Source organism: Oscillibacter sp. KLE 1745 (genome assembly GCF_000469445.2).
Classification (GTDB): Bacteria; Bacillota; Clostridia; order Oscillospirales; family Oscillospiraceae; genus Oscillibacter; species Oscillibacter welbionis.
On the sequence record NZ_KI271661.1, the window covers coordinates 1 to 21,081 of the forward strand.

The 21,081-nt window shown below is 61.2% G+C and carries 23 protein-coding genes; 12 read left to right on the forward strand and 11 right to left on the reverse strand.

Translation table 11 applies throughout. From position 1 onward, the window contains the following. The first annotated feature begins 268 nt into the window (after nt 1–268). The 3 genes from ade to HMPREF1546_RS01175 all read left to right on the forward strand — a co-directional run bounded on the left by ade (nt 269) and on the right by HMPREF1546_RS01175 (nt 2,867). Entirely contained in the window at nt 269–1,993 is a 1,725-nt protein-coding gene (ade, locus tag HMPREF1546_RS01165; RefSeq protein ID WP_021751571.1) for an adenine deaminase, read from the forward strand. A 15-nt stretch (nt 1,994–2,008) separates the two neighbouring features. Beyond that, complete coding sequence (locus tag HMPREF1546_RS01170) at nt 2,009–2,200, forward strand: hypothetical protein (protein WP_021751570.1); 192 nt, start codon at nt 2,009–2,011, stop codon at nt 2,198–2,200. Between the two features lie 220 nt (nt 2,201–2,420). Then, nucleotides 2,421–2,867: an Hsp20/alpha crystallin family protein gene (locus HMPREF1546_RS01175; protein WP_051319925.1), complete on the forward strand. Its 447-nt coding sequence runs from the start codon at nt 2,421–2,423 to the stop codon at nt 2,865–2,867. Between the two features lie 59 nt (nt 2,868–2,926). Here the strand turns inward: HMPREF1546_RS01175 and HMPREF1546_RS01180 are convergent, their stop codons facing one another. Together HMPREF1546_RS01180 and HMPREF1546_RS01185 are read right to left on the reverse strand one after the other, a co-directional pair. Next, nucleotides 2,927–3,631, reverse strand: coding sequence for a hypothetical protein (locus tag HMPREF1546_RS01180; protein WP_021751568.1), 705 nt, complete (start codon nt 3,629–3,631; stop codon nt 2,927–2,929). A gap of 80 nt (nt 3,632–3,711) precedes the next feature. After that, nucleotides 3,712–4,257 carry a cysteine hydrolase family protein gene (locus tag HMPREF1546_RS01185; RefSeq protein WP_036631432.1) on the reverse strand — a complete coding sequence of 182 codons (546 nt, stop codon included), beginning with the start codon at nt 4,255–4,257 and terminating at the stop codon, nt 3,712–3,714. Nucleotides 4,258–4,421: 164 nt separating this feature from the next. Here HMPREF1546_RS01185 and HMPREF1546_RS01190 point away from each other — a divergent pair, with 164 nt between their 5' ends. Continuing rightward, a complete protein-coding gene (locus HMPREF1546_RS01190) occupies nt 4,422–5,870 on the forward strand; it encodes a sodium-dependent transporter (RefSeq protein ID WP_021751566.1) in 1,449 nt (482 codons plus the stop codon). 55 nt (nt 5,871–5,925) lie between these two features. On the opposite strand, the gene HMPREF1546_RS01195 is transcribed toward HMPREF1546_RS01190, so the two are convergent. Continuing rightward, nucleotides 5,926–6,516 (reverse strand): helix-turn-helix domain-containing protein, encoded by a 591-nt coding sequence (locus tag HMPREF1546_RS01195; RefSeq protein WP_021751565.1) that lies wholly within the window; start codon nt 6,514–6,516, stop codon nt 5,926–5,928. Between the two features lie 244 nt (nt 6,517–6,760). On the opposite strand from HMPREF1546_RS01195, the gene HMPREF1546_RS01200 reads away from it, so the two are divergent. Next, on the forward strand, nt 6,761–8,998 hold the full coding sequence (locus HMPREF1546_RS01200) for a hydratase (protein WP_021751563.1): 2,238 nt from the start codon (nt 6,761–6,763) through the stop codon (nt 8,996–8,998). Between the two features lie 333 nt (nt 8,999–9,331). Then, nucleotides 9,332–10,549, forward strand: a complete 1,218-nt coding sequence (locus HMPREF1546_RS01205) for an NADP-dependent isocitrate dehydrogenase (RefSeq protein WP_036631442.1) — start codon at nt 9,332–9,334, stop codon at nt 10,547–10,549. Nucleotides 10,550–10,633: 84 nt separating this feature from the next. Here the strand turns inward: HMPREF1546_RS01205 and HMPREF1546_RS18595 are convergent, their stop codons facing one another. From HMPREF1546_RS18595 to HMPREF1546_RS01215, 3 genes are all read right to left on the reverse strand, one after another. Continuing rightward, nucleotides 10,634–10,777: a hypothetical protein gene (locus tag HMPREF1546_RS18595; protein ID WP_021751560.1), complete on the reverse strand. Its 144-nt coding sequence runs from the start codon at nt 10,775–10,777 to the stop codon at nt 10,634–10,636. Nucleotides 10,778–10,799: 22 nt separating this feature from the next. Beyond that, a complete protein-coding gene (locus HMPREF1546_RS17970) occupies nt 10,800–11,414 on the reverse strand; it encodes a helix-turn-helix domain-containing protein (RefSeq protein WP_021751559.1) in 615 nt (204 codons plus the stop codon). 113 nt (nt 11,415–11,527) lie between these two features. Further along, the gene (locus tag HMPREF1546_RS01215) at nt 11,528–12,415 is read right to left on the reverse strand and encodes a LysR family transcriptional regulator (RefSeq protein WP_021751558.1); all 888 of its coding nucleotides are present in this window, start codon (nt 12,413–12,415) and stop codon (nt 11,528–11,530) included. A gap of 121 nt (nt 12,416–12,536) precedes the next feature. Between HMPREF1546_RS01215 and HMPREF1546_RS01220 the strand changes: the two genes are divergently transcribed. From HMPREF1546_RS01220 to HMPREF1546_RS01230, 3 genes are all read left to right on the forward strand, one after another. Then, a complete protein-coding gene (locus HMPREF1546_RS01220) occupies nt 12,537–13,094 on the forward strand; it encodes a chromate transporter (RefSeq protein WP_051319926.1) in 558 nt (185 codons plus the stop codon). Beyond that, nucleotides 13,094–13,654, forward strand: a complete 561-nt coding sequence (locus tag HMPREF1546_RS01225) for a chromate transporter (RefSeq protein WP_021751556.1) — start codon at nt 13,094–13,096, stop codon at nt 13,652–13,654. The genes HMPREF1546_RS01220 and HMPREF1546_RS01225 overlap by 1 nt, the downstream gene beginning before the upstream one ends. Before the next feature lie 227 nt (nt 13,655–13,881). Continuing rightward, nucleotides 13,882–15,009 carry an aldo/keto reductase gene (locus HMPREF1546_RS01230; RefSeq protein WP_021751553.1) on the forward strand — a complete coding sequence of 376 codons (1,128 nt, stop codon included), beginning with the start codon at nt 13,882–13,884 and terminating at the stop codon, nt 15,007–15,009. A gap of 53 nt (nt 15,010–15,062) precedes the next feature. Here HMPREF1546_RS01230 and HMPREF1546_RS19440 read toward each other — a convergent pair whose 3' ends face one another. The 3 genes from HMPREF1546_RS19440 to HMPREF1546_RS01240 all read right to left on the reverse strand — a co-directional run bounded on the left by HMPREF1546_RS19440 (nt 15,063) and on the right by HMPREF1546_RS01240 (nt 16,454). Next, nucleotides 15,063–15,446 (reverse strand): DUF6514 family protein, encoded by a 384-nt coding sequence (locus tag HMPREF1546_RS19440; RefSeq protein WP_367646048.1) that lies wholly within the window; start codon nt 15,444–15,446, stop codon nt 15,063–15,065. Further along, the gene (locus tag HMPREF1546_RS19445; RefSeq protein ID WP_256264218.1) at nt 15,412–15,546 is read right to left on the reverse strand and encodes a hypothetical protein; all 135 of its coding nucleotides are present in this window, start codon (nt 15,544–15,546) and stop codon (nt 15,412–15,414) included. Before HMPREF1546_RS19445 ends, HMPREF1546_RS19440 begins: the two co-directional genes overlap by 35 nt. A 155-nt stretch (nt 15,547–15,701) precedes the next feature. After that, complete coding sequence (locus tag HMPREF1546_RS01240; RefSeq protein ID WP_021751551.1) at nt 15,702–16,454, reverse strand: N-acetylmuramoyl-L-alanine amidase; 753 nt, start codon at nt 16,452–16,454, stop codon at nt 15,702–15,704. Between the two features lie 115 nt (nt 16,455–16,569). Between HMPREF1546_RS01240 and HMPREF1546_RS01245 the strand changes: the two genes are divergently transcribed. After that, complete coding sequence (locus HMPREF1546_RS01245; protein ID WP_021751550.1) at nt 16,570–16,827, forward strand: hypothetical protein; 258 nt, start codon at nt 16,570–16,572, stop codon at nt 16,825–16,827. A 3-nt stretch (nt 16,828–16,830) separates the two neighbouring features. Here HMPREF1546_RS01245 and HMPREF1546_RS01250 read toward each other — a convergent pair whose 3' ends face one another. After that, complete coding sequence (locus HMPREF1546_RS01250; protein ID WP_021751549.1) at nt 16,831–17,607, reverse strand: ZIP family metal transporter; 777 nt, start codon at nt 17,605–17,607, stop codon at nt 16,831–16,833. Between the two features lie 275 nt (nt 17,608–17,882). Here HMPREF1546_RS01250 and HMPREF1546_RS01255 point away from each other — a divergent pair, with 275 nt between their 5' ends. Continuing rightward, the gene (locus HMPREF1546_RS01255; RefSeq protein WP_021751547.1) at nt 17,883–19,622 is read left to right on the forward strand and encodes a S8 family serine peptidase; all 1,740 of its coding nucleotides are present in this window, start codon (nt 17,883–17,885) and stop codon (nt 19,620–19,622) included. Nucleotides 19,623–19,717: 95 nt separating this feature from the next. On the opposite strand, the gene HMPREF1546_RS01260 is transcribed toward HMPREF1546_RS01255, so the two are convergent. Beyond that, entirely contained in the window at nt 19,718–20,545 is an 828-nt protein-coding gene (locus tag HMPREF1546_RS01260; protein ID WP_025544520.1) for a polysaccharide deacetylase family protein, read from the reverse strand. A 139-nt stretch (nt 20,546–20,684) separates the two neighbouring features. Here HMPREF1546_RS01260 and HMPREF1546_RS01265 point away from each other — a divergent pair, with 139 nt between their 5' ends. After that, nucleotides 20,685–21,011 carry a helix-turn-helix domain-containing protein gene (locus HMPREF1546_RS01265; RefSeq protein ID WP_021751545.1) on the forward strand — a complete coding sequence of 109 codons (327 nt, stop codon included), beginning with the start codon at nt 20,685–20,687 and terminating at the stop codon, nt 21,009–21,011. Nucleotides 21,012–21,081: the final 70 nt, after the last annotated feature.

Here is a 21,081-nt window from a genome sequence, read left to right on the forward strand (position 1 = left end):
TTTTCCTCTTGACTTTTTATAGCTGGTCTTTCTGGCGGATCCGCCGCCGGACATCCCGCATGTTTCTCTTGATGGAATAAGTTTACCAGAAGCCGCCATTTTATGCAGTTGCATCCGCGACTGCTGCCGCGCAAAAATTTTCTTCCGTTTTCTGTGGACAAATACCGGATTTGGGCGTATACTCTCCTTAACCAGATGCCATTATCCTGATTTATATTTTCTATAAGTCTGGATAATGGCTTAAAATCTAAATAAAAGGAGTGGTTCTATGTCTGAGAGCTACGCTGGCAAGATCAACCGGAAGCTGCTGAAAAAGCGCCGCATCATCAACGCCGCCGCCGGGCGGGAGCCGTCGGACCTGGTGCTGAAGAACGCCACCTATGTCAACGTCTTCTCCAACGAGCTCTGTCATGCGGACATCGCCGTGGCAGAGGGGCTGATCGTGGGCATGGGCCAATACTCCGGCACGGTAGAGGAGGACTGCACGGGTAAAATCGTCCTGCCCGGCTTTCTGGATGCCCACATCCATCTGGAGAGCTCCCTGGTCTCTCCCAAGGAGTTCGTGAAGGCCGTGCTGCCCCACGGCACCACCACCGTCATCACCGACCCCCATGAGATCGCAAACGTCATGGGTACCGACGGCATCGAGTACATGCTCCAGGCCACGGAGGGCCTGCCGGTGGACGTGCGGTTTATGCTGCCCTCCTGTGTACCGGCCACGCCCCTGGACGAGTCCGGCGCGTCCCTGGACTACCGGGCCATCGACTCCTTCTATGACCACCCCCGGGTCCAGGGACTGGCGGAGATGATGAATTTCGTAGGCATCATCGCCGGGGACGACCAGCCGGTGGAGAAGATCGTGGCCGCCCAGGCCCACCACAAGAAGATCGACGGCCACGCGCCGGATCTGGTGGGCAACGACCTGAACGCCTACATCGCCGCCGGCGTCTATTCCGACCACGAGTGCCACGACCTGAACGACGCCATCGCCAAGCTGGAGCGGGGGCAGTTTATCATGATCCGGGAGGGCACTGCCGCCCGGAACCTGGACGCCCTTGCCCCCCTGCTGTGCGACAAATACTCCGAGCGATGCATGTTCTGCACCGACGACAAGCACCCCAACGACCTGCTGGAGAAGGGCCATATCGACTACATCGTCAAGCGGGCCATCGGCCTGGGGGTGGAGCCCATCACCGCCGTGAAGGTGGCCTGCCACAACGCCGCCCGGTACTTCCTGCTGAACAACCGGGGCGCCATCGCCCCGGGCTACCTGGGGGACTTCGTCATCATCGACAGCTTCCAGGACTTCAACATCGAGAGAGTCTTCAAGAAGGGCGAGCTGATGGTGGACCACGGCGTGGTGAAGGACTTCCCCGCCCCGGCCATCGCCCCCTATCTCACCGAACGGGCCCACAGCACCTTCCATGTGGAGCACCTGACGGCGGAGGACTTTACGGATGCCCGGCCCCGGGGCATCATCGGCATGGTGAACGGGGAGATCACCACGGTGGACGCCGGCTACTCCGACCGGATCGACGTGGAGTATGACGTGCTGAAGATTGCCGTGGTGGAGCGCCACAAGAACACCCATCATATCGGCATCGGCTTTCTCCAGGGCTACGGTCTGAAATCCGGCGCTGTGGCCACATCCGTCTCCCACGACTCCCACAACATTATCGTGGTGGGCACCAGCGAGGACGACTGCGCCGCCGCAGCCAACCGGGTGGTGGAGCTGAACGGTGGCATCGTAGTCTGGGACCAGGGCAAGCCGGTGGCAGAAGTCCCTCTGGCCATCGCAGGCATCATGAGCGATGAGTCCCTGACATCTGTCAACGAAAAGCTGGAATTCGCCAAGGCAAAGGCCCACGAGCTGGGCGTCAATCCGGGCATTGACCCCTTCATGACCCTGAGCTTCATGGCCCTGCCGGTAATCCCCTCCCTGCGGATCACCACCCGCGGCGTGTTCGATGTCACCACGCAGAGCTACGTGTGAGGAGAGCCCATTCCGATGATTTACTTGCCCATTATCTTCTTTGAAATTTGTTCAATTCTTTGCCTCTTCGCACCTTTCACCTTTGTGTTCTGCTTGATCTCCGCCATTAAAAAGGCATCCTCCGATACGGGGAATGAACTCCTGAATGGCTTCTTTGCTGGACTGAGCCTGCTGGTGATGCTGAGTGGAGTGGTCTATCTGGTTTAAAAGCGCAAAATTAGCACTCTCGATACCAGAGTGCTAAAATTCACAGATCGTTCAAACAAATGACACACAATATCCGATTTTCCATCCTATCATAATACTTGAAAAGAAGAACAGAAGGTCTTTGAAAGGCACCTGTTCCGCCCGGCGGCATCACCCTCCATGATCCATCTGCCGTCGGTCCCAACTACGGATCATCAGGATTTGATAGGAGGAATTGATTATGTTTGAAATGAGACCTTACCGCAGAAATTCTATGAGCACCTGGAATCCCTTCTCCGAGATGGAGGAGATGGAGCGTCGCCTTTTCAACAACGACTTCTTCTCCGGCCGCGGTCTGGCGGAGTTCAAAACCGACATCACCGATGAAGGCGACTACTACGAGCTGAAGGCCGACCTGCCCGGCTTCAAGAAGGAGGACATCCAGCTGCAGCTGGACGGCGACACCCTCACCATCCAGGCCCAACGTCACTCCGAACATGAAGAGCAGGAGAAAAAGGGCAAGTACGTGTGCTGTGAGCGTTCCTACGGCGCGTACAGCCGGAGCTTCGACGTCTCCGGCATCCGGGCGGAGGGTATTACCGCCTCCTACGACAGCGGTGTGCTGACACTGAAGCTGCCCAAGAAGACAGTGGAGGTTTCCTCCAGCCGGCAGATCAGCATTGACTAAAATCAAAGCAGGAAAAGACCCGCGGTGTACGCCGCGGGTCCTTTGCTGTCCCTTTTCCGTCATATCTCCGCCTCTTCCAAGGGCAGGAAGGACCGGAAGAGATACCGGCCGTCCTCCGCCGCCTCCAGTGTCAGCTCTTTGCCTCCTCCAGTGAGGACTAGCAGCTTCCCCTCCCACCGGCCGGCCTCGCAGATGAACATGCCGGGGCCGGCGTCGCTGGTGAAGTTGTAGAAGGCGTCGGTCTCCGGCAAGTACACCAGCTCCCCGGAGCTCTCCGGCACATTCGTCAGGTCTGCCGTGGTGATGTCGGCGTGCTCCTCCAGGTACGCGTCCAGCTCCGTCCGCCGGTACCGGTGGATGGGCACCGGCATCCGGTCCAGGGAGTCCACCCCCTGGAAGGGCCAGCCCCCGGCCCCCTTCAGGGCCTGGAACTCAGCCTCGTCCTCCACCGTGCCCCCGATCCCCAGGTAGCGCAGAAACTCCACCAGGTCCAGGTCCTCCGGCCGCTCATAGTAAGAGGTGAAGAAGCTGCAGACGGAATTGACGTATGAGACGTTCTCCCGCTCCTTAAAAGGCGCGAAGGCCTCGTTCACCTGGGCGATCTCCTTCACCGTCAGGGCGTCGGCGGCCTCCGGTGTCTCCACCTGTTCCGTCTCCGAAAAATCGGCCCCGCCGTCCTCCGGTGCCGTTCCCGCCTTGCCGCAGCCGGTCAGCAGCAGGGCCAGTAGCAGCGCCCCGACGCAGGCGAATCGGCATCTACGCATACGATCCCCCCCTTTTTCTCAGCAAACCGCAAAAAATCCGGGAAATCATCGCAAAACAGCCACAAATTCCGTTGAAATCATTACAAGGGCAACGCCTCATGTTCCACGGTGATCTGGCAGCTCTTCATGGCCGCAAGCGCGGTCCGATGGCTCTCCGGGGTGACACCTGCGCAGCAGGCGGCATCCACCACTACCTCTGCCTCCGGCAGGAACGCCTTCACCAGCAAGGCGTTGGAAATCACGCAGATGTCGGTGCAGAGGCCGATCAGCGTCACCTTTTCAATGAGTTCCTTTTCATTCTCCTCCGCCAGCAGACGCCCCAGCTCCGCGCTGCCGAAGGAGGGCTTGTCCAGAATGGCCTGTCCTGCGCTGGCAGGCCGGAGCTGCTCGACGATCTCCCAGCCCTCGGTCCCCCGGATGCAGTGGGGTACAGGCAGGTTCCGCCCCTCCCGGGTATGGAGATAGTCCGCCCCATGGGTGTCCCGGGTGAAGAAAATCCGCTCCCCCCGGCGGATGCCTGCGGCCACCCGCTCCGCCGCAGCAGGCACGATCCGCCGCGCCTCCGGTGTCCCCAGAGCGCCGGACACAAAGTCGTTCTGCATATCCACAACGATCAGGATGTTCATTATGATCTCCTCCTTTTTATCATCATAGCAGACACCGCGCCGGGCCGCAAGACCTTCCCCCGGGGGGAAAAGAATGTTGACTTCTCTTTTCATCCGGTTTAAGATATGGAATGTCTGTCCGCCGAATTTTTCGGCGAATGTGAAAAAGAGAAGGAGAGAGAAGTTTGAGTCGCGAAAATTTCCGATCCCGGCTGGGATTCATTCTGGTAAGCGCCGGCTGCGCCATCGGCATCGGCAATGTGTGGAAATTCCCCTACGTCACCGGTGTCAACGGCGGCGGCGTATTCGTGTTGTTCTACATCATCTCCCTGGTCATCATGGGGGTTCCCATTCTGACCATGGAGCTGGCGGTGGGCCGTGCCAGCCGCAAGAGCGCCGTGCTGGGCTACAAGGCCCTGGAGCCCAAGGGCAGCCGCTGGCACATCCACGGCTGGCTGTGCGTAATCGGGTGCTGCCTGCTGATGATGTACTACACCACGGTCTCCGGCTGGATGCTGGGTTACTGCTTCAAGTTCGCCTCCGGCACCTTCAGCGGCATGCAGCCCTCTGATGTAGACACAGTCTGGACCGATATGCTGGCCAATCCCGGCGAGATGACGCTCTATATGGTAATCATCGTGCTGGCGGGCTTCATCGTGTGCAGCTTCGGTCTGCAGAAGGGGCTGGAGCGGATCAGCAAGTGGATGATGATCTGCCTGCTGGCACTGATCGTCATTCTGGCCATCAACAGCCTGACCCTGGACGGCGCTATGGAGGGCGTGAAATTCTATCTGGTGCCGGACTTTGAGCGGGCCGCGGAGGTCGGCATCGGCAATGTGATCGTGGCCGCCATGAACCAGTCCTTCTTTACCCTGAGCCTGGGCATCGCCGCCATGGAAATCTTCGGCAGCTATATGTCCGACGCCAACCGCCTGCCCGGCGAGGCCGTGCGGATCTGCTGCCTGGACACCTTTGTGGCCTTGATGTCCGGCATGATCATCTTCCCCGCCTGCTTCAGCTTTGGTCTGGAACCCGGCCAGGGACCATCCCTGATTTTTATGACCCTGCCACGGGTGTTCGTCAGCATGACCGGCGGCCGGCTGTGGGGCGCCCTGTTCTTCCTGTTCCTGACCTTCGCCAGCTTCACCACGGTGCTGGCGGTGTTCGAGAACATTATGGCCAGCTGCATGGACAACTTCGGCTGGTCCCGGAAAAAAGCCACCATCGTCTGCGGAATCTTCATCCTCTTGGCCAGCATGCCCTGTGTGCTGGGTTACAATCTCTGGTATTTCGAGGCGTCCCTGCCCAGCGGCGCCACCGGCCAGATCCTGGATATCGAGGACTTCCTGGTGAGCAATCTGCTGCTGCCCATCGGCTCCCTGATCTATCTGCTGTTCTGCGTCAGCAAGTGGGGCTGGGGCTTTGACAAGTATCTGGCGGAAGCCAACAAGGGCACCGGCCTGGGGATGTCCCCCAGGTTCAAGATCTACTTCCAGTTCATCCTGCCCATGCTGATTCTGGTGATCCTGCTGGTGGGGCTGGGCAGCTGGGGCTGGCGTGCCCTTATCTGCGCCGCTGTGGCCGTGTTCGTGTGGTTCATGGCCCGCCGCAGCTCCTCCAAATCCACCATTTGAGCGAAGTGACCTGTCAAAAGAGAGGACCGTCAAAGACGGTCCTCTCTTTTGCATCTCACGGCAGCTTCGCCTGGAACAGCCCGTGGCAGGAGCAGCAAAGGTACAGCTTCGCCCCGCCCCGCAGCTGGGGGATGCGGAACTCGCTGCCCTGTTCCGGATACAGCCGCGCCAGCAGCAGCCGGTCCGGTGTCACACAAGCGGTAAAGCGGATATAGTGCCCCTTGTCCATGGGGTGGCGGAAGGTGACATACCAGTCCTCCTCCACCTCCTGGACCGTTACGGCGTGATCCGGATCTGCGGACCGGACCTCCAGGGGCTCCAGCCGCCGGCCGCAGCAGGCAAGCTGCCCTCCCGCCGCAGCTGTCAGAATGTTGCCGCAGTCCGGGCACACGTAAAACTGTATTTTTTTCATATTTCCTCCATCCGGCGCCGCCGGAAGCAGGTCTCCGTCCAGAATTCCCTCCACGCTGACGCCAAAAATCTTCGCAAGGCGCGGCAGCATCCCCACGTCCGGGCAGCCCTGGCCCCGCTCCCACTTGCTGACGGCCTGAGCGCTGACGCCCAGCAGTTCCGCCGCCTGCCGCTGGGTCCACCCCCGCTCCAGGCGCAGGCGCCGGAGCAGCGTCCCGGTGTCTTGGTCATGCATCTCTTCTCACCTCTCCCACAGGATACCCGAAATTCCGCTGGAACGCAAGCAACGCTCCGTTGAGTCCATGAGCTCTGCAAAATGTCCCCGCACCGCTTCTCCCGGGGGCGTTTTCTTGGCGACTCCTCCGAATTTGCAGGAAGCGGGGCTTTTTCCTGCAAAATGACTTTTCATCCGGACGGTGATATGGTATATTGGGTGGGAGAAACACGGCTCCCCCGTGACACACAGGAGGTCTCTTGATATGATCACACTTCATAACAACGGCGTGTTCCTGGCGGGCGGCGTCCCCGCTGCTGCCGGCCCGGTCTCTCCGGAGGAGGGGCGGAAACGGACCATGGCCTGGTCCATTCTCCAGGCCCACAACATCTCCGGCGATCCGGAGCACCTGCAGATCCGCTTTGACGCCATGGTGTCCCACGACATCACCTATGTGGGCATTATCCAGCAGGCCCGGGCCTCCGGCATGAAGGAGTTTCCCATCCCCTATGCGCTTACCAACTGCCACAACAGCCTGTGTGCCGTGGGCGGCACTATCAATGAGGATGACCATGTCTTCGGCCTCTCTGCCGCGAAAAAGTACGGCGGTATCTACGTGCCTGCCAACCAGTCCGTCATCCACTCCTATGCAAGAGAGCAGATGGCGAAGGGCGGCACCATGATCCTGGGCTCCGATTCCCATACCCGGTACGGGGCTCTCGGCACCATGGCCGTGGGTGAGGGCGGCCCGGAGCTGGCCAAGCAACTGCTGAAGAACACCTGGGACATCAACTATCCCAAGGTGGTGCTGGTGTACCTCACCGGCGCGCCCCGCCGGGGCGTGGGGCCCCACGACGTGGCCATTGCCCTGGTGAAGGCCACCTTTGCAAGCGGCTTCGTCAATAACTGCGTTTTGGAGTTCTGCGGCCCCGGTATTGCAGCTCTCCCCATCGACTACCGCAATGGCATCGACGTGATGACCACCGAGACCACCTGCCTCTCCTCCATTTGGGAGACGGACGGCGTGACGGAGGGCTTCTACCGCGCCCACCAGCGGCCGGAGGATTACCGGGAGCTGCACCCGGCGGACGGAGCCTACTACGACAAGTACATCGAGATCGACCTCTCCAAGGTCGAGCCCATGATCGCCCTGCCCTTCCACCCATCCAATGCCTGGACCATCCATGAGTTTCTGGAGAATGCCGCCGACATCCTGGCGGCTGTGGAGGCGGACGCCCAGAAGCGGTATCCTAAGGCCCATGTGAAGCTCACGGACAAAATCCGTGACGGCGGCGTCTGGGCGGATCAGGGTGTCATCGCCGGATGCGCCGGCGGCCTCTTCGACAACATTACCGAGGCGGCGGACATCCTCCGGGGCGGCTCCACCGGCAACGGTGCCTTCACTCTGGACATATACCCCACCAGTGTCCCCGTCAGTCTGGAGCTGACGAAGATCGGTGCCACGGCGGACCTGCTGGAGACCGGCGCCGTCATCAAGCCCAGTTTCTGCGGCCCCTGCTTCGGCGCGGGAGACGTGCCTGCCAACAACGGCTTGAGCCTGCGGCACACCACCCGGAACTTCCCCAACCGGGAGGGATCCAAGCCCGCGGAGGGCCAGTTCGCCGGCGTGTGCCTGATGGACGCCCGCTCCATTGCCGCCACGGCGGCCAACGGCGGCCGGATCACCGCCGCCACAGACATCGATTACACCTCCGTCCACCACGACTACCACTTCGACAAGGGCGTCTATGACCGGCGGCTGTACTACGGCTTCGGCAAGGCGGATCCCAGCGTGGAGCTGGTGATGGGCCCCAACATCACGGACTGGCCGAAGATGCAGCCCCTGGCGGAAAATCTGCTGGTGGAGCTGGCGGCGGTGCTCCACGATCCCGTCACTACCACCGACGAGCTGATCCCCTCCGGCGAGACCTCCTCCTACCGGTCCAACCCCCTGCGGCTGGCAGAGTTCACCCTGTCCCGCCGGGAGCCTGCCTACGTGGGCCGGGCCAAGGCCGTGGCGGAGATTGAGGCGGAACGGCTGGGGGGGGACGCCCCGGAGAAGCTCACCGCTATTCTGGACAAGGTGGGCGACGGCTCCGCGCTGGTGAAAACCACTCAGTTCGGCTCCTGTGTCTTTGCCAACAAGCCCGGCGACGGCTCCGCCCGGGAACAGGCGGCCTCTTGCCAGAAGGTGCTGGGGGGCTTTGCCAACATCTGCTATGAGTTCGCCACCAAGCGGTATCGCTCCAACTGCATCAACTGGGGAATCCTGCCCTTCACGCTGGACGCGGACACGTCCTTTGACTACGCCCCCGGCGACTGTGTGTTCGTCCCCGGTATCCGCCAAGCCATTGAGAACGGCATTGAGGATATTCCGGCTAGGGTCATCAGGACGGACGGCGCCGTGGAGGACCTGATGCTCCATGTGAAAGGCCTGACGGACGATGAGAAGGAAATCATTCTCGACGGATGCCTGATGAACTATTACGCCAAGCGTAATTAAAGAGGGGACTTCCTCCCCTCTTCAGATCCCCCATTTGCCTCTGCCGTTGCAGCATTATGATTCCCGGCCCTGTCTGGGCCGTCAATCGTGCCGCTGTCTCGAAACAGCCTCACTTTTCCACCACAGGCGGCGTTTTGGCTGTTTCCCAGTGACATCGGTCACTGGAGGCACCGCCCAGGGCGGCTAGGTCAAAGCATTTTCGGCAGGCACAGAAGGGGAATTGCCCCGGAGGGGCGAGAGAGGCCCCTCTGGAGGGTGCCCTGGCGAAAATGATTCAAAGTGGTCCGGCTGCGCCGGGCTCCGAAATTTCTAATGATTGGCGAGGTTGAGACCATGGATAAAATCAAGATGACCACCCCCCTGGTGGAGATGGACGGCGATGAGATGACCCGGGTTCTGTGGGCCTGGATCAAGGAAAAGCTGATCCTGCCCTTCGTGGACCTGAAAACGGAGTACTATGACCTGGGCCTGCTCCATCGGAACGAGACGCGGGACCAGGTGACCATCGACGCCGCCAACGCCACCAAGCGCCTGGGCGTGGCGGTGAAGTGCGCCACCATCACCCCCAACCGCCAGCGGATGGAGGAGTACCCCCAGCTGACGGAGATGTGGAAGAGCCCCAACGGCACCATCCGGGCGATTTTGGACGGCACCGCCTTCCGGGCGCCCATTGTCCTGCCCATGATCCACCCGGTTGTGAAGAACTGGGAGGCGCCCATCACCATCGCCCGCCACGCCTACGGCGATATGTACAAGGCTGTGGACATGGTGACCGAGGAGCCGGGCACCGCCACCCTCACCTTCAAGGGCGAGAGCGGCGCGGAGAAGACCCTCACCGTTCAGACGGTCAGCGGTCCCGCCGTGTGGCAGGGCCAACACAACACGGAGAAGAGCATCCGTGCCTTTGCCCGCAGCTGCTTCCAGTACGCCATCAATCAGCGGCAGGACTTGTGGTTCTCCACCAAGGACACCATCTCCAAGGTCTACGACGGAGAGTTCAAACGGATCTTCGAGGAGGAGTATGAGACCACCTACAAGGCGGAGTTTGAAAAACTGGGCCTCTCCTACTTCTACACGCTCATCGATGACGCGGTGGCGCGGGTGATCCGCTCCAGGGGCGGCTTCATCTGGGCGCTGAAAAACTACGACGGCGACGTGATGAGCGACATGGTGGCCACCGCCTTCGGCAGTCTTGCCATGATGACCTCCGTGCTGGTATCTCCGGACGGCACCATGGAGTTCGAGGCGTCCCACGGCACCGTCACCCGGCACTACTACAAGTACCTGAAGGGGGAGAAGACCTCCACCAACCCCATCGCCACCATCTTCGCCTGGTCCGGCGGTTTGAAGCGGCGGGGCGAGCTGGACGGTCTGCCGGAGCTGGTGCAGTTCGGCCAAGCGCTGGAGGATGCCTCTCTGGAGACGCTGAAGGACGGCGTGATGACAAAAGACCTGCTGGGGCTGGTGGAGCCCGGCTTCCAGGCCCGCGGTGTGGACAGTGAGGAATTTTTGGACGAGATCGCCAAGCGGTTGGCCGATAAATTGGGATAAAAGGGGACTGCTAAAAGCCCGGACGTCTGTTCAGCGTCCGGGCTTTTTTTGCTCTTTTGCAAAATCATCGGCTGTGCGGCCGTTTCAGAATTGATTGGAGAAAATCGGGCGGATGGAATAGTAGTAGCCGGACATCAACAACGGCACATAGGCCTCATCCGTGGCAATGATGGTCCCATCCTCCAGCCGGAGGCCAAAAGATTCCATGCTTTCCGTGATATACAGCATCCGCTCGACACCGAGAGAAAGGTTATCCCCCCGCCCGGTAGAACAGGATGTCCTGGGCGCCTGTCCACATGGCATCCCACCGGATGTTCGCATGGACACCCTCCCGGCAGGTAGTTTCCACTTCGTGGATAGCAAACTGCCCCTCAAAAGAGCGGTCTCCCAGAATTTTCACCGAACCATCTATGGCAACTGTCGTCTCCCCAGCCGACACCCCTTCCGCACTGTATACGGTGGCCGGCACTTCCAAAGAGACCTCCCGAAGGAACACCCCGGCCCGGTCCAGAATTGCAAAGAGGACAAAGCCCGCCATCAGCAAAGCACAGGTGCCGCCCAGCACCTGACTCCACTTTCTCCGGGTCCGCTCCTTTGCCTGCCGGGCCAGAAAGGCCAGGGCCTGCCGGATCGTCGGCTCCGGCTCCGGCACTGTCCCCCGCTCCCCCCGCAGCAGATCCAGCACGCCCAGCCCCAAAGCATCCGCCAGGGGCTCCAGCAGGGAGATGTCCGGGAACCCGGCTCCCCGCTCCCATTTGGAGACCGCCCGGTCCGACACATGCAAGGCCGCGGCCAGCTCCTTCTGGGTCATGTTCTGTTCTTTCCGGGCCGCTGCGATTAGCGCCCCGGTCTTTGTCCGATCCATACTTCATCACCTGGGGCCAGTATATCAAATCCGGCCCGCTCCCACAACAAACGCTGCGTGGAACCGCCCAGATTCCGCCGAGGCGCCGTGTCTTTCGGCAGGGTCTTTCCACCTCACGGCTGCTCTCCGCCCAGGTGTTCCCGCAGCACTCGGATCACCCGCTTCATGCCGTCCGTCAGATACTTGCTGCGGTGGCGCACCAGGAAATAGCTCCTGTGAAACCCGCCGTCCTCCACAGCCAGCTCCCGAAGGTCCCCCCGCTCCAGGTCCGTCACCACCAGAGACCGGGGCAGCAGCGTGATCCCAAGCCCCGCCCGGGCGCAGGCCAGCAGGGCAGCGGTGCTGACGCTCTCCACTACCGGCTGCGCCGTGGCGCCCGCTCCCTGCAGGCCGGCATCCACACTGTTCCGGGTGCCGCTGCCCCGCTCCCGCAACAGCAGCCGCTCTTCCGCCAGCTCCGCCAGAGTCAGGGAGTTCTTTCCCTCCAGATAGCCGGGGGCGCACACTGCCGCCAGCTCCTCACCGCACAGGGGCTCCACCAGGTAGTGGGGCGAGACGGTGACATTGTCCACTACGGCAAAATCCAGTTCGTTCTGCAGGATCATCCGCTCTGTCTCCCTGGAGTTGTGAATACTGGCCCGGACCGTGATCTCAGGCAGCGCCTCTGCCAGATGCGCCAGGATACCCGCAAGGCGGGTCTCGCCCAGCGTCACGTGGACGCCGAAGCGGCAGGCCCCCTGGGTGCCGCTCTCCCGCAGGATCTCTACCGATTCCTGAAACTGGGACAGCACGGTGTCCGCATACTGCCGCAGCGTACGCCCTGCCTCTGTCAGATAGACCCGGCGGTTCATCCGCTCGAACAGCCGCACGTTGTAAAACACCTCCAGCTCCCGGATGGCCAGGCTCACCGCCGGCTGTGCCATATTCAGCTGCTCCGCCGCCCTGGTGAAGCTCTCCTGGGCGCAGACGGCGGAAAAGATCTCCAGATGCCGCAGTGTCACGGCACTCCCCCCTATTCATAATTATTTTATTATGCTTTTTATTTTATCATATAGATTGATGGATGTCACGAAAAAGCGTACGCTGGGGGAGAAATCCAAGAGCGCGAAAGGAGCGGTTTCCATGCCCACAGATCTGACCAAAGCCCGTCAGCTGTTCGGGACTTTTTCCAAAATCGGCGCCTTCACCTTTGGCGGAGGCTATGCCATGATCCCCCTGATCCAGCGTGAGGTGACGGAACGCCGCCGCTGGCTGGAGGACCGGGACATTCTGGACATTGTCGCCATTGCCGAGTCCACACCGGGCCCCATTGCCATCAACACCGCCACCTTCGTAGGATATCAGGTATGCGGCACCCTCGGCGCCTTCTGCGCCACGCTGGGCGTGGTGCTGCCCTCCTTCCTGGTGATCTACGCTGTCTCCTTTGTGCTGCGGCAGTTCTCGGACCTGGCGGTGGTCCAATACGCCTTCAACGGCATCCGGGCTGGCGTATTGGCCCTGCTTTTGAAGGCACTGCTGTCCATGTACCGGCAGAGCCCCAAGGGCGCTGTTTCCTATGCCGTCATGGCGGGTGCCTTTGTGCTGACGGCCTTCTGCGGCGTGGATGCGGTGCTGGTGATCCTGGCCAGCGCGACGGTGGGGCTGCTCTCCGCCCGCATGGCGAAAAGGAGGGCTGTGTGATGCTGTATCTGGAGCTGTTTTTGACCTTCTTCAAGATCGGCCTGTTCACCATCGGCGGCGGTTATGCCATGCTGCCGCTCATCCAGGCGGATGTCCAGGCCAAGGGCTGGATGACGGCGGAAGAATTGGTGAACTTCATCGCCGTCAGCGAGAGTACGCCGGGCCCCTTTGCGGTGAACGTCTCCACCTATGTGGGGGCGGAGCTGGCGGGCCTGCCCGGCGCCTTCTGCGCCACGCTGGGGGTGGTGCTGCCCTCCTTCCTCATCATCCTGCTGGTGGCCCGGTTCTACGCCGCCTTCCGCTCCAGCGCCATCGTCAGCGGCGCCATGGGCGGACTGCGTCCGGCGGTGATCGGCATGATCGGCGCCGCGGTGGTCTCCGTGGGGCAGACGGTGTTCCTGCCGGAGGGATTGGCAGCGGTGACGGCGTATCCCCTGGTCTGCTCTCTGACTATCTTCGTCCTGATGGCGGTCCTGACCTACAAGAAGCTCCACCCCATCGTCATCATCCTGCTGTCCGCCCTGCTAGGCATCGTCACCGGCTACCTGCAGCCGGCGTGACTCCGGTCCGTCGCCCCGGAACGGGGCGGCGGGCCTTTTTCTTTAGCCGGACAAAAGACTTTCTAAAAGCAGGATTTCCCCTCTTGACTTGGAGTGCGCTCCAAGTGCTATCCTTTTCATAGAGGGATTCCGCCCAAGGGCGGGCCGGGGACTTCCCCACTGTGGAGGCACCTCGTCTCCCGGAGAAGGCAGTATCCCCTTCCTAAATCTGAAAAGGAGAAATCGTGATGATTTACAAGGACTTTCAGGACCTGAAGCTGTCCGCTCTGGGCATGGGCTGTATGCGCCTGCCTGTGGTGGGCGGCAACGACGCCGTGGTGGACGAGGCCGCCGCGGAGGAGATGGTGGATTGCGCCATGGCCAACGGCGTCAACTACTACGACACCGCCTGGGGGTATCACAACGGCAACTCAGAGATTGCCCTGGGTAAGGCCCTGGCCAAACATCCCCGGGAAAAATTTTACATTGCCGACAAGTTCCCCGGTTACGACCTGTCCAACATGCCCAAGGTGCAGGAGATTTTTGAGGAGCAGCTGAAAAAGTGCCGGGTGGACTATTTTGATTTCTATCTCTTCCACAACGTCTGTGAGATGAACATCGACGCCTACCTGGACCCGCAGTACGGCATCCACGACTATCTGATGGAGCAGAAGCGGCGCGGCCGTATCCGCCACCTGGGCTTCTCCTGCCACGGGAACCTGCCTGTGCTGAAGCGGTTTCTGGACGCCTACGGCAAGGATATGGAGTTCTGTCAGCTGCAGCTGAACTACATCGACTGGACCTTCCAGAACGGCCGCGAAAAGGTGGAGCTGCTGGATAGCTGGCATATTCCCGTCTGGGTCATGGAGCCCCTGCGGGGCGGCCGCCTGGCCCGCCTTTCCGACGAGGAGGCCGCCCCCCTGAGGGCCATGCGCCCCGAGGAACCCATCCCGGCCTGGGCCTTCCGGTTCCTGCAGTCCATTCCCAGCGTCACCATGATTCTCTCCGGCATGTCCGACCTGGAGCAGGTGAAGGCCAACATCGCCACTTTCCAGATGGGGGTTCCCCTCAGCAGCAGGGAGATGGACCGCCTGCTGGCCCAGGCCCAGCGCATGGTCAGCAAGACCGCCCTTCCCTGCACCACCTGCCACTACTGCGTCAGCCACTGTCCTCAGGGGCTGGATATCCCCTCCCTGCTGGCGCTGTACAACGAGCATGCCTTCACCGGCGGCGGCTTCTTGGCCCCCATGGCCCTCTCTGCTCTGCCGCAGGACAAGTGGCCCAGCGCCTGCATCGGCTGCCGCAGCTGCGAGGCGGTCTGTCCTCAGCAACTGAAGATCTCCGAGGCCATGGCCGACTTTGCGTCCCGGCTGTAAAATCTGAGACAGAAGCGCCCCCGCCGAGAACTCTCCGGCGGGGGTGCTCGCTCTCACGGAGTCTTGACGGTGTCCGGGAATGCGGCCCGGATGGCCTCCGGCAGATGGGCGGGGTCCAACTGTTCCCGGCCGCACCACTCCGCAAAGCGGTGGACCGCCTCTTTGTCCGGCGACAGCCCGGGGATGACGGTCAGCGCCACCGTCCGTTCCCCCTCCAGCTTCCGGACCAGAATGCCATACACACAAGAACAGTCTGGTCGGAAGCTGCGGACGCGCACCGGCGCATACCGGTAGCCGGTCATGCCGCCTGCCCTCCGGGAGCAGAGAAACGCATAGAGGTCACAGCCGTAAATCTCTGCCATGCGGACAACCATGTCGAACCTGGGCTGCGCTTTTCCCCGCTCATACTTTTGCAGTGTCCGTGTGGAAATTCCCAGGCGTTCCGCAGCCTTTTCCTGGGAAAGTCCCGCCAGTCTCCGCTCTCTCCAAAAGGGGCTCTTTTCCTGGATGTGTCTTTTTTTTTTGATATTTTTGCATAGCAAACCCTCCTTCTACGGAGGATTTTACATTATCTTCCAAATTTTTAACACGAATAAAAATTCACTTTTGGAAAAAAATTGCCGAACAATGTCGAATTTCGTCGATTTACCCAAAGAAAATACAGGCCCCGCATATTCATACGGGGCCTGTGCTCAGACAAATCCTTCCAGCTTGGCGATCCGGTACTCCAGTACGGCGAACTGTCGGCGGGTCAGCGGCTGGTCCAACATCAGGTCTCCCTCCGCATTTCCCTGCATGATGCCGTTTTCCGTCAGCCAGTCCACGGCGGCCCTGGCTTCTGCCTGGTAGTCCGTCTCTTCTTCGGTCTCCACCCAGGGGATGCCCAAATACTCCAGAATTCCCTTGGCCTCTGCCACCGCCAGCTTCTGGCGGTAGTCGGCCTGCCCCAGCAGGGCAGCCTCCTCCCGGTTGGTGTGGAAGCCGTTTTCCAGCAGGACGGCCGGGGCCTTTGTGTGCTTCAGCACATAGAGCTCCGGATCGTACACAATCGGCGTGGACCGCACGGCGATGCCCGCCGCCCGCACCTGCTCCAGGATGTCCTGAGCCGCCCGCTCCCGGTCGCCGCCGGGGCCGTAGAGATAGACGCTCCACCCTTTGGCAGAGGACCAGCCGCCCCCGGCGGCGGCATTGCTGTGAAGGCTGACGAACAGGTCCAGGTCCGGGATGCTGTTGGCGATCTCACACCGTCTGGCCAGGCTTACTGCCCCGCCGCCAGTACGGGTCATGGTCACGGAGACGCCCCGGTCTGTGAGCAGCTTCTCCAGCCGCTTCCCCAGGTCCAGGGTGAATGCATGCTCATAATAGGTCCCATCCGGACTCTTGTTGGCCAGATTGCCCGCGTCATGCCCCGGATCTAGGCAGACGCGCTTTTCTCGTTCGCTCAAATGCGTTTTCCCCCCTCTGTACAGGCTCAGGGAGCACAGGGCTCCCCTTCCAGTTTAGTGGGAGGGCGCCCGTCCTGTTCCCCCGCCGGGGTCTTTTCGGAGCAGGGCGCATATCATGGAGCAAAATCATCCGAAACAGGGAGGGGTCCCCATGCCTGCCGCTCTGATTAAACGTCTGAGCAATCTTCTCTGCGTCAAAAGTATTGTGACGCTGATCCTCACCGTTGTATTTGCCGACCTAGCCGTCACCGGCCGTATCTCCAGCCACGATTTTCTGACTGTCTTCTCCGTTGTTATCGCCTTCTATTTCGGCACGCAGAGCGAACGCCTCAGTGGACAGCTGGAGAAGGACACCGGGCAAAAATCATCCTGACCGTCATCCCAGGGCCACGTCCAGCACCATCATCACACTGAAGCCCGCGGCAAAGGCCAGCACACCGATGTGGGAGTGGCGTCCCTGGGACATCTCCGGAATCATCTCCTCCACCACCACATAAAGCATGGCCCCTGCGGCAAAGCCCAGCAGATACGGCAGGGCAGGCACCAGCAGCTCCGCCGCCAGGATCGTCACCAGGGCGCCGATGGGCTCCACAACGCCGGATAGCACGCCTCCGGCGAAGGCCCGGAGCTTCCCCTCACCCTCCGCCCGCAGGGGCATGGAGACGATGGCTCCCTCCGGGAAATTCTGGACAGCAATGCCCAGGGAAAGCGCCAGCACGCCCATAGCAGTGATCTCCGTGTCCCCTGCCAGATATCCGGCGCAGACCACGCCCACCGCCATCCCCTCCGGAATGTTGTGGAGCGTTACCGCCAGCACCATCATGGTGGTCCGGCGCAGCCGGCTGGAGGGGCCCTCCGGCTGCGCGCTGCCCCAATGCAGATGGGGAATGATATGGTCCAGCGCCAGCAGGAACAGAAAGCCGAGCCAGAGGCCTGCGGCGGCCGGTGCAAAGGACCACTTTCCCAGCTCCTCCGACCGCTCAATAGCCGGGATCAGCAGGCTCCAAACCGACGCCGCCGTCATCACCCCTGCCGCGAAGCCCGTCAGCCCCTTCTGCAGGCCGTCCGACATCGCCTTTTTCATAAAGAACACGCTCGCCGCGCCCAGGGAGGTGCCCAGGAACGGGAGCAGGAGTCCGTATAATGCTTCCATAATCCATCCTTTCTCATCTTGTGTCCGGAATCAGTATCCATGCGTTCAGAATACCGGATTCCCGCACCGGTGTCAAATTCATTTTCCCACCGGATGGCCTTTCACAAATCCGGAAAATCGCTGCCGCTCTGGACAGCAGGGAGCAAGTCTGCTATGCTTGACACAGGGGACAGGCTGCCGGATGGCCCCGTTTCCCCTCATTTCAGGCTCATTTTAGCTTGTGGGTGTACCATGGTCCCATCATCAGAGAACCATCCCGGAATAGGAGGAACGCCATGAGGGTCTCTCACCATGTAAAACGGTCGGTGTGCCTGCTGCTCTCCCTGCTTCTGCTGGCACAGGGCATGACCCTGGGCGCAGCTGCTGTGGGCACCGATTCCGTCCCGGCGGGGACATCCGTTCTGGAGCCCGCCGCATACCCCGACAGTGAGGTTCTGGTCCTGTATGAGGACGGCAGGACCGAGGTGGTCGTCTACGAGGACGCCGCCTCCCTGGAGGAGGGGCTGCCGCAGCTGGCCCGGCAGGAGGGTGTGGCGCTGGTCCAGCCCAACTACACATACACAAGCACCGCTCTCTCCACCACAGACCCGCTGCTGGCGGAGCAGTGGGCCCTGTATAACGACGGCAGCTTCCAACTGGAGGAGCAGGAGAACCCCTATCCGGTCTTCAATGATCCCTTTGCACTCCCCTCCGCCCCGTGGCAGTGGATTGCCCCCTGGTGGATGCAGTCCGATGCATCCGCCGGGAGCACCGGAACCGTGCAGGCCGCGGCCGGCGTGGACATCGGCGCGGAGGATGCCTGGGCCCTGTACGACGGCGGAAGCCGGGATGTGGTGGTGGCCCTGGTGGACACCGGCATCGACTACACCCACGCCGATCTGGAGGGCCGCATCTGGGTGAACGAAGACGAGATCCCCGGCAACGGGGTAGACGACGACGGAAACGGCTATATCGACGATGTCTACGGCTGGAATTTCTACTCCGGCAGCAATCAGGTCTATACGGGCAGTGAGGACAGCCACGGCACCCACGGCGCGGGCACCATCGCCGCCCATGCAGACAACGACATCGGGATCGCCGGCATCGTCCGGAGCGACCACGTCAAAGTCATGGCAGTCAAGGCTCTGGGCGGGTGGGACGGCAGCGGCTCCACGGCATCCATCATCCGGGCCATTCAGTACGCGGAGGCCAACGGAGCCCGGATCTGCAACCTGAGCCTGGGCTCTTCCAGAAACGACCCCGCGCTGTACCGCACCATCGCGGCGTCGGATATGCTGTTCGTAGTTGCAGCCGGCAACGACGGCGCCGACCTGGAGCTTGCCCCCAGCTACCCGGCCAGCTACCACTTGGATAACCTCATTACCGTGGCGAACCTCCGATACGACGGTAACCTGGATCCTACCTCCAGCTACGGTGCCTCCTCTGTGGACCTGGCCGCCCCCGGCACCCATATTTTAAGCACCACCCCCGGGAATTCATACAGTTACATGACAGGAACCTCCATGGCGGCGCCTATGGTCAGTGCTGCGGCGGCCATGCTCTACTCCCAGTTTCCGGATGCCACGCTGGCCGACGTGAAGGACATCCTGCTATCCTCCGTCCAAAAGCTGGACAGCCTCACCGGCCTGACGGCTACCGGCGGGATGCTGGACCTGGGTGCCGCCATGGCATCCGGGGCCGCGGCCCAGAAGGGGCGGACCTGGACGGAGCCGGACCTGGCGGCCTATACCGACAGTCCGCCCATTCTCTCCCTGTCTCTCTTCCAGTGGAGGGGGCAGCAGTATCTGACCGTTCAAGTCCAGGATCCGGACGGCGACTTCCGCTCCGCCGCTTATGCCGCCGGGACATACACGGCAGCGAATTTCCAGGGCGGCGCCGCGGGGACGCCCCTCCCCTTGAATGCGTGGGGGGCCGCCACCTTGCTGGTGCGCAATGGCGGACCTTATACCTTTTACGCGGTGGACCTGGCCGGCAATGAGACGGTCCGCACAGTGGATCTGCCCCAGAGCCCCTGAGGGCGGCCCGCCGCCAACTCCATCCCCGGTCAAAAGGACTCCGCAGGCTGTGCCTGCGGAGTCCTTTTTCCTGCTCCGGAAAAGCGGCCCCTCCATCAGTCCTTCAGAATGTCCTCCAGTTCCCTGTCCATCGTCACGGTCATGCGTGGCAGCTCATGCAGTCCCTTCCCCAAGTCGGCTGTGCCGTGTCTGGTGACCGCAGTGACCGGGAACAGCTCATGCACAAATGCCTCCGCGTCCGGCTCGGTGATGCCGAAGGGATAGGCAAAGAAGGTGACGGGCTGGCCCACCTCCTGGGCAATGCGGTCATGGCTCTTCTGAATATCCCCCAGCACCCTGGCCTCAAAGGCACTGTCCGACTCCTCCGGATCCCTTTGGATGCCGTTGATGCCGCCCGGGTCAAAGTTTCCGCCCAGATCTCCCAGATTGTGGAGCGAATAGGCATGGGACCCGATCTCTACCAGGCCGGAGTCTGCCATCTCCCGGCACATATCCCAGCTGAGGAAGTTGTCAGCGGACACGTCCTGCATATACACCATAATAGAGACCACGGCTTTCATCTGGTATGCCTGAAGCAGCGGGAAGAGCAGCTCGTAGTTGCTCCGGTATCCGTCGTCAAAGGTGATGAGAAGGGGTTTTTCCGGCAGCGGCTCTCCCCCTGCCAACTCCCGCGGCAGCACAGTGTGGTAGCCATGTTCCGTCAGCCAGCGCAGGTCCTGTTCCATACGGCTCACGGTGATGGTCATATCGTTGCACGGCTCACCGTCCTCCACGATATGGTGGTACATCAGCACCGGGAGGGCCCGGTCCGCCGGAATGGGCATCTGCCACACTCCCCTGGCATAGAGATAGACGGCTCCCGCCGTGAAGCAGAGCGCCGCTGCGGCGGCCACTCCCAGGATTCCCACCCGAATTTTTTTCATCTGTCTGTCATCTCCCATGTGTTGGCGCTGCGGCGTATACCCTTAGAAAATTCGCAAATATTATTTTATCAGATTAAGTTAAAATGTCAATTCATTAAATGAAAAGATTATCTTTGCTAGGATGTTTTAGGGTGATTACATGCCTTTGGATTATGCTGCGATTGGTGGCCGGCTGCAGGCGCGGCGAAAGGAACTGGGGATCACACAGGAGGACGCGGCGGAACGGGTCGGCATCACTGTGGTCTACCTGTCCAAAATTGAAAACGGACGGGTGCATCCGACGCTGGACCTGCTGGACAGGCTCTGCTGTGTTCTGGAATACGACCTTGCCCGAGCCTTCACCGGCGTCCAGACGACCTCTCCCGACTACGGTCAGGAGCAGGTGCTGCGGCTTTTCAACGCCTGTGCGCCGCGTGTCAAGCCTGTTGTTCTGCATCTGCTGGAGCAGCTGGCAACCTTAACGTGAGCAGAAGCGGGAAAAGTATGCGCCATGTCTGTCCCGCAAAAAAGCGGCGCCCCGGCGGAATATTCCGCCG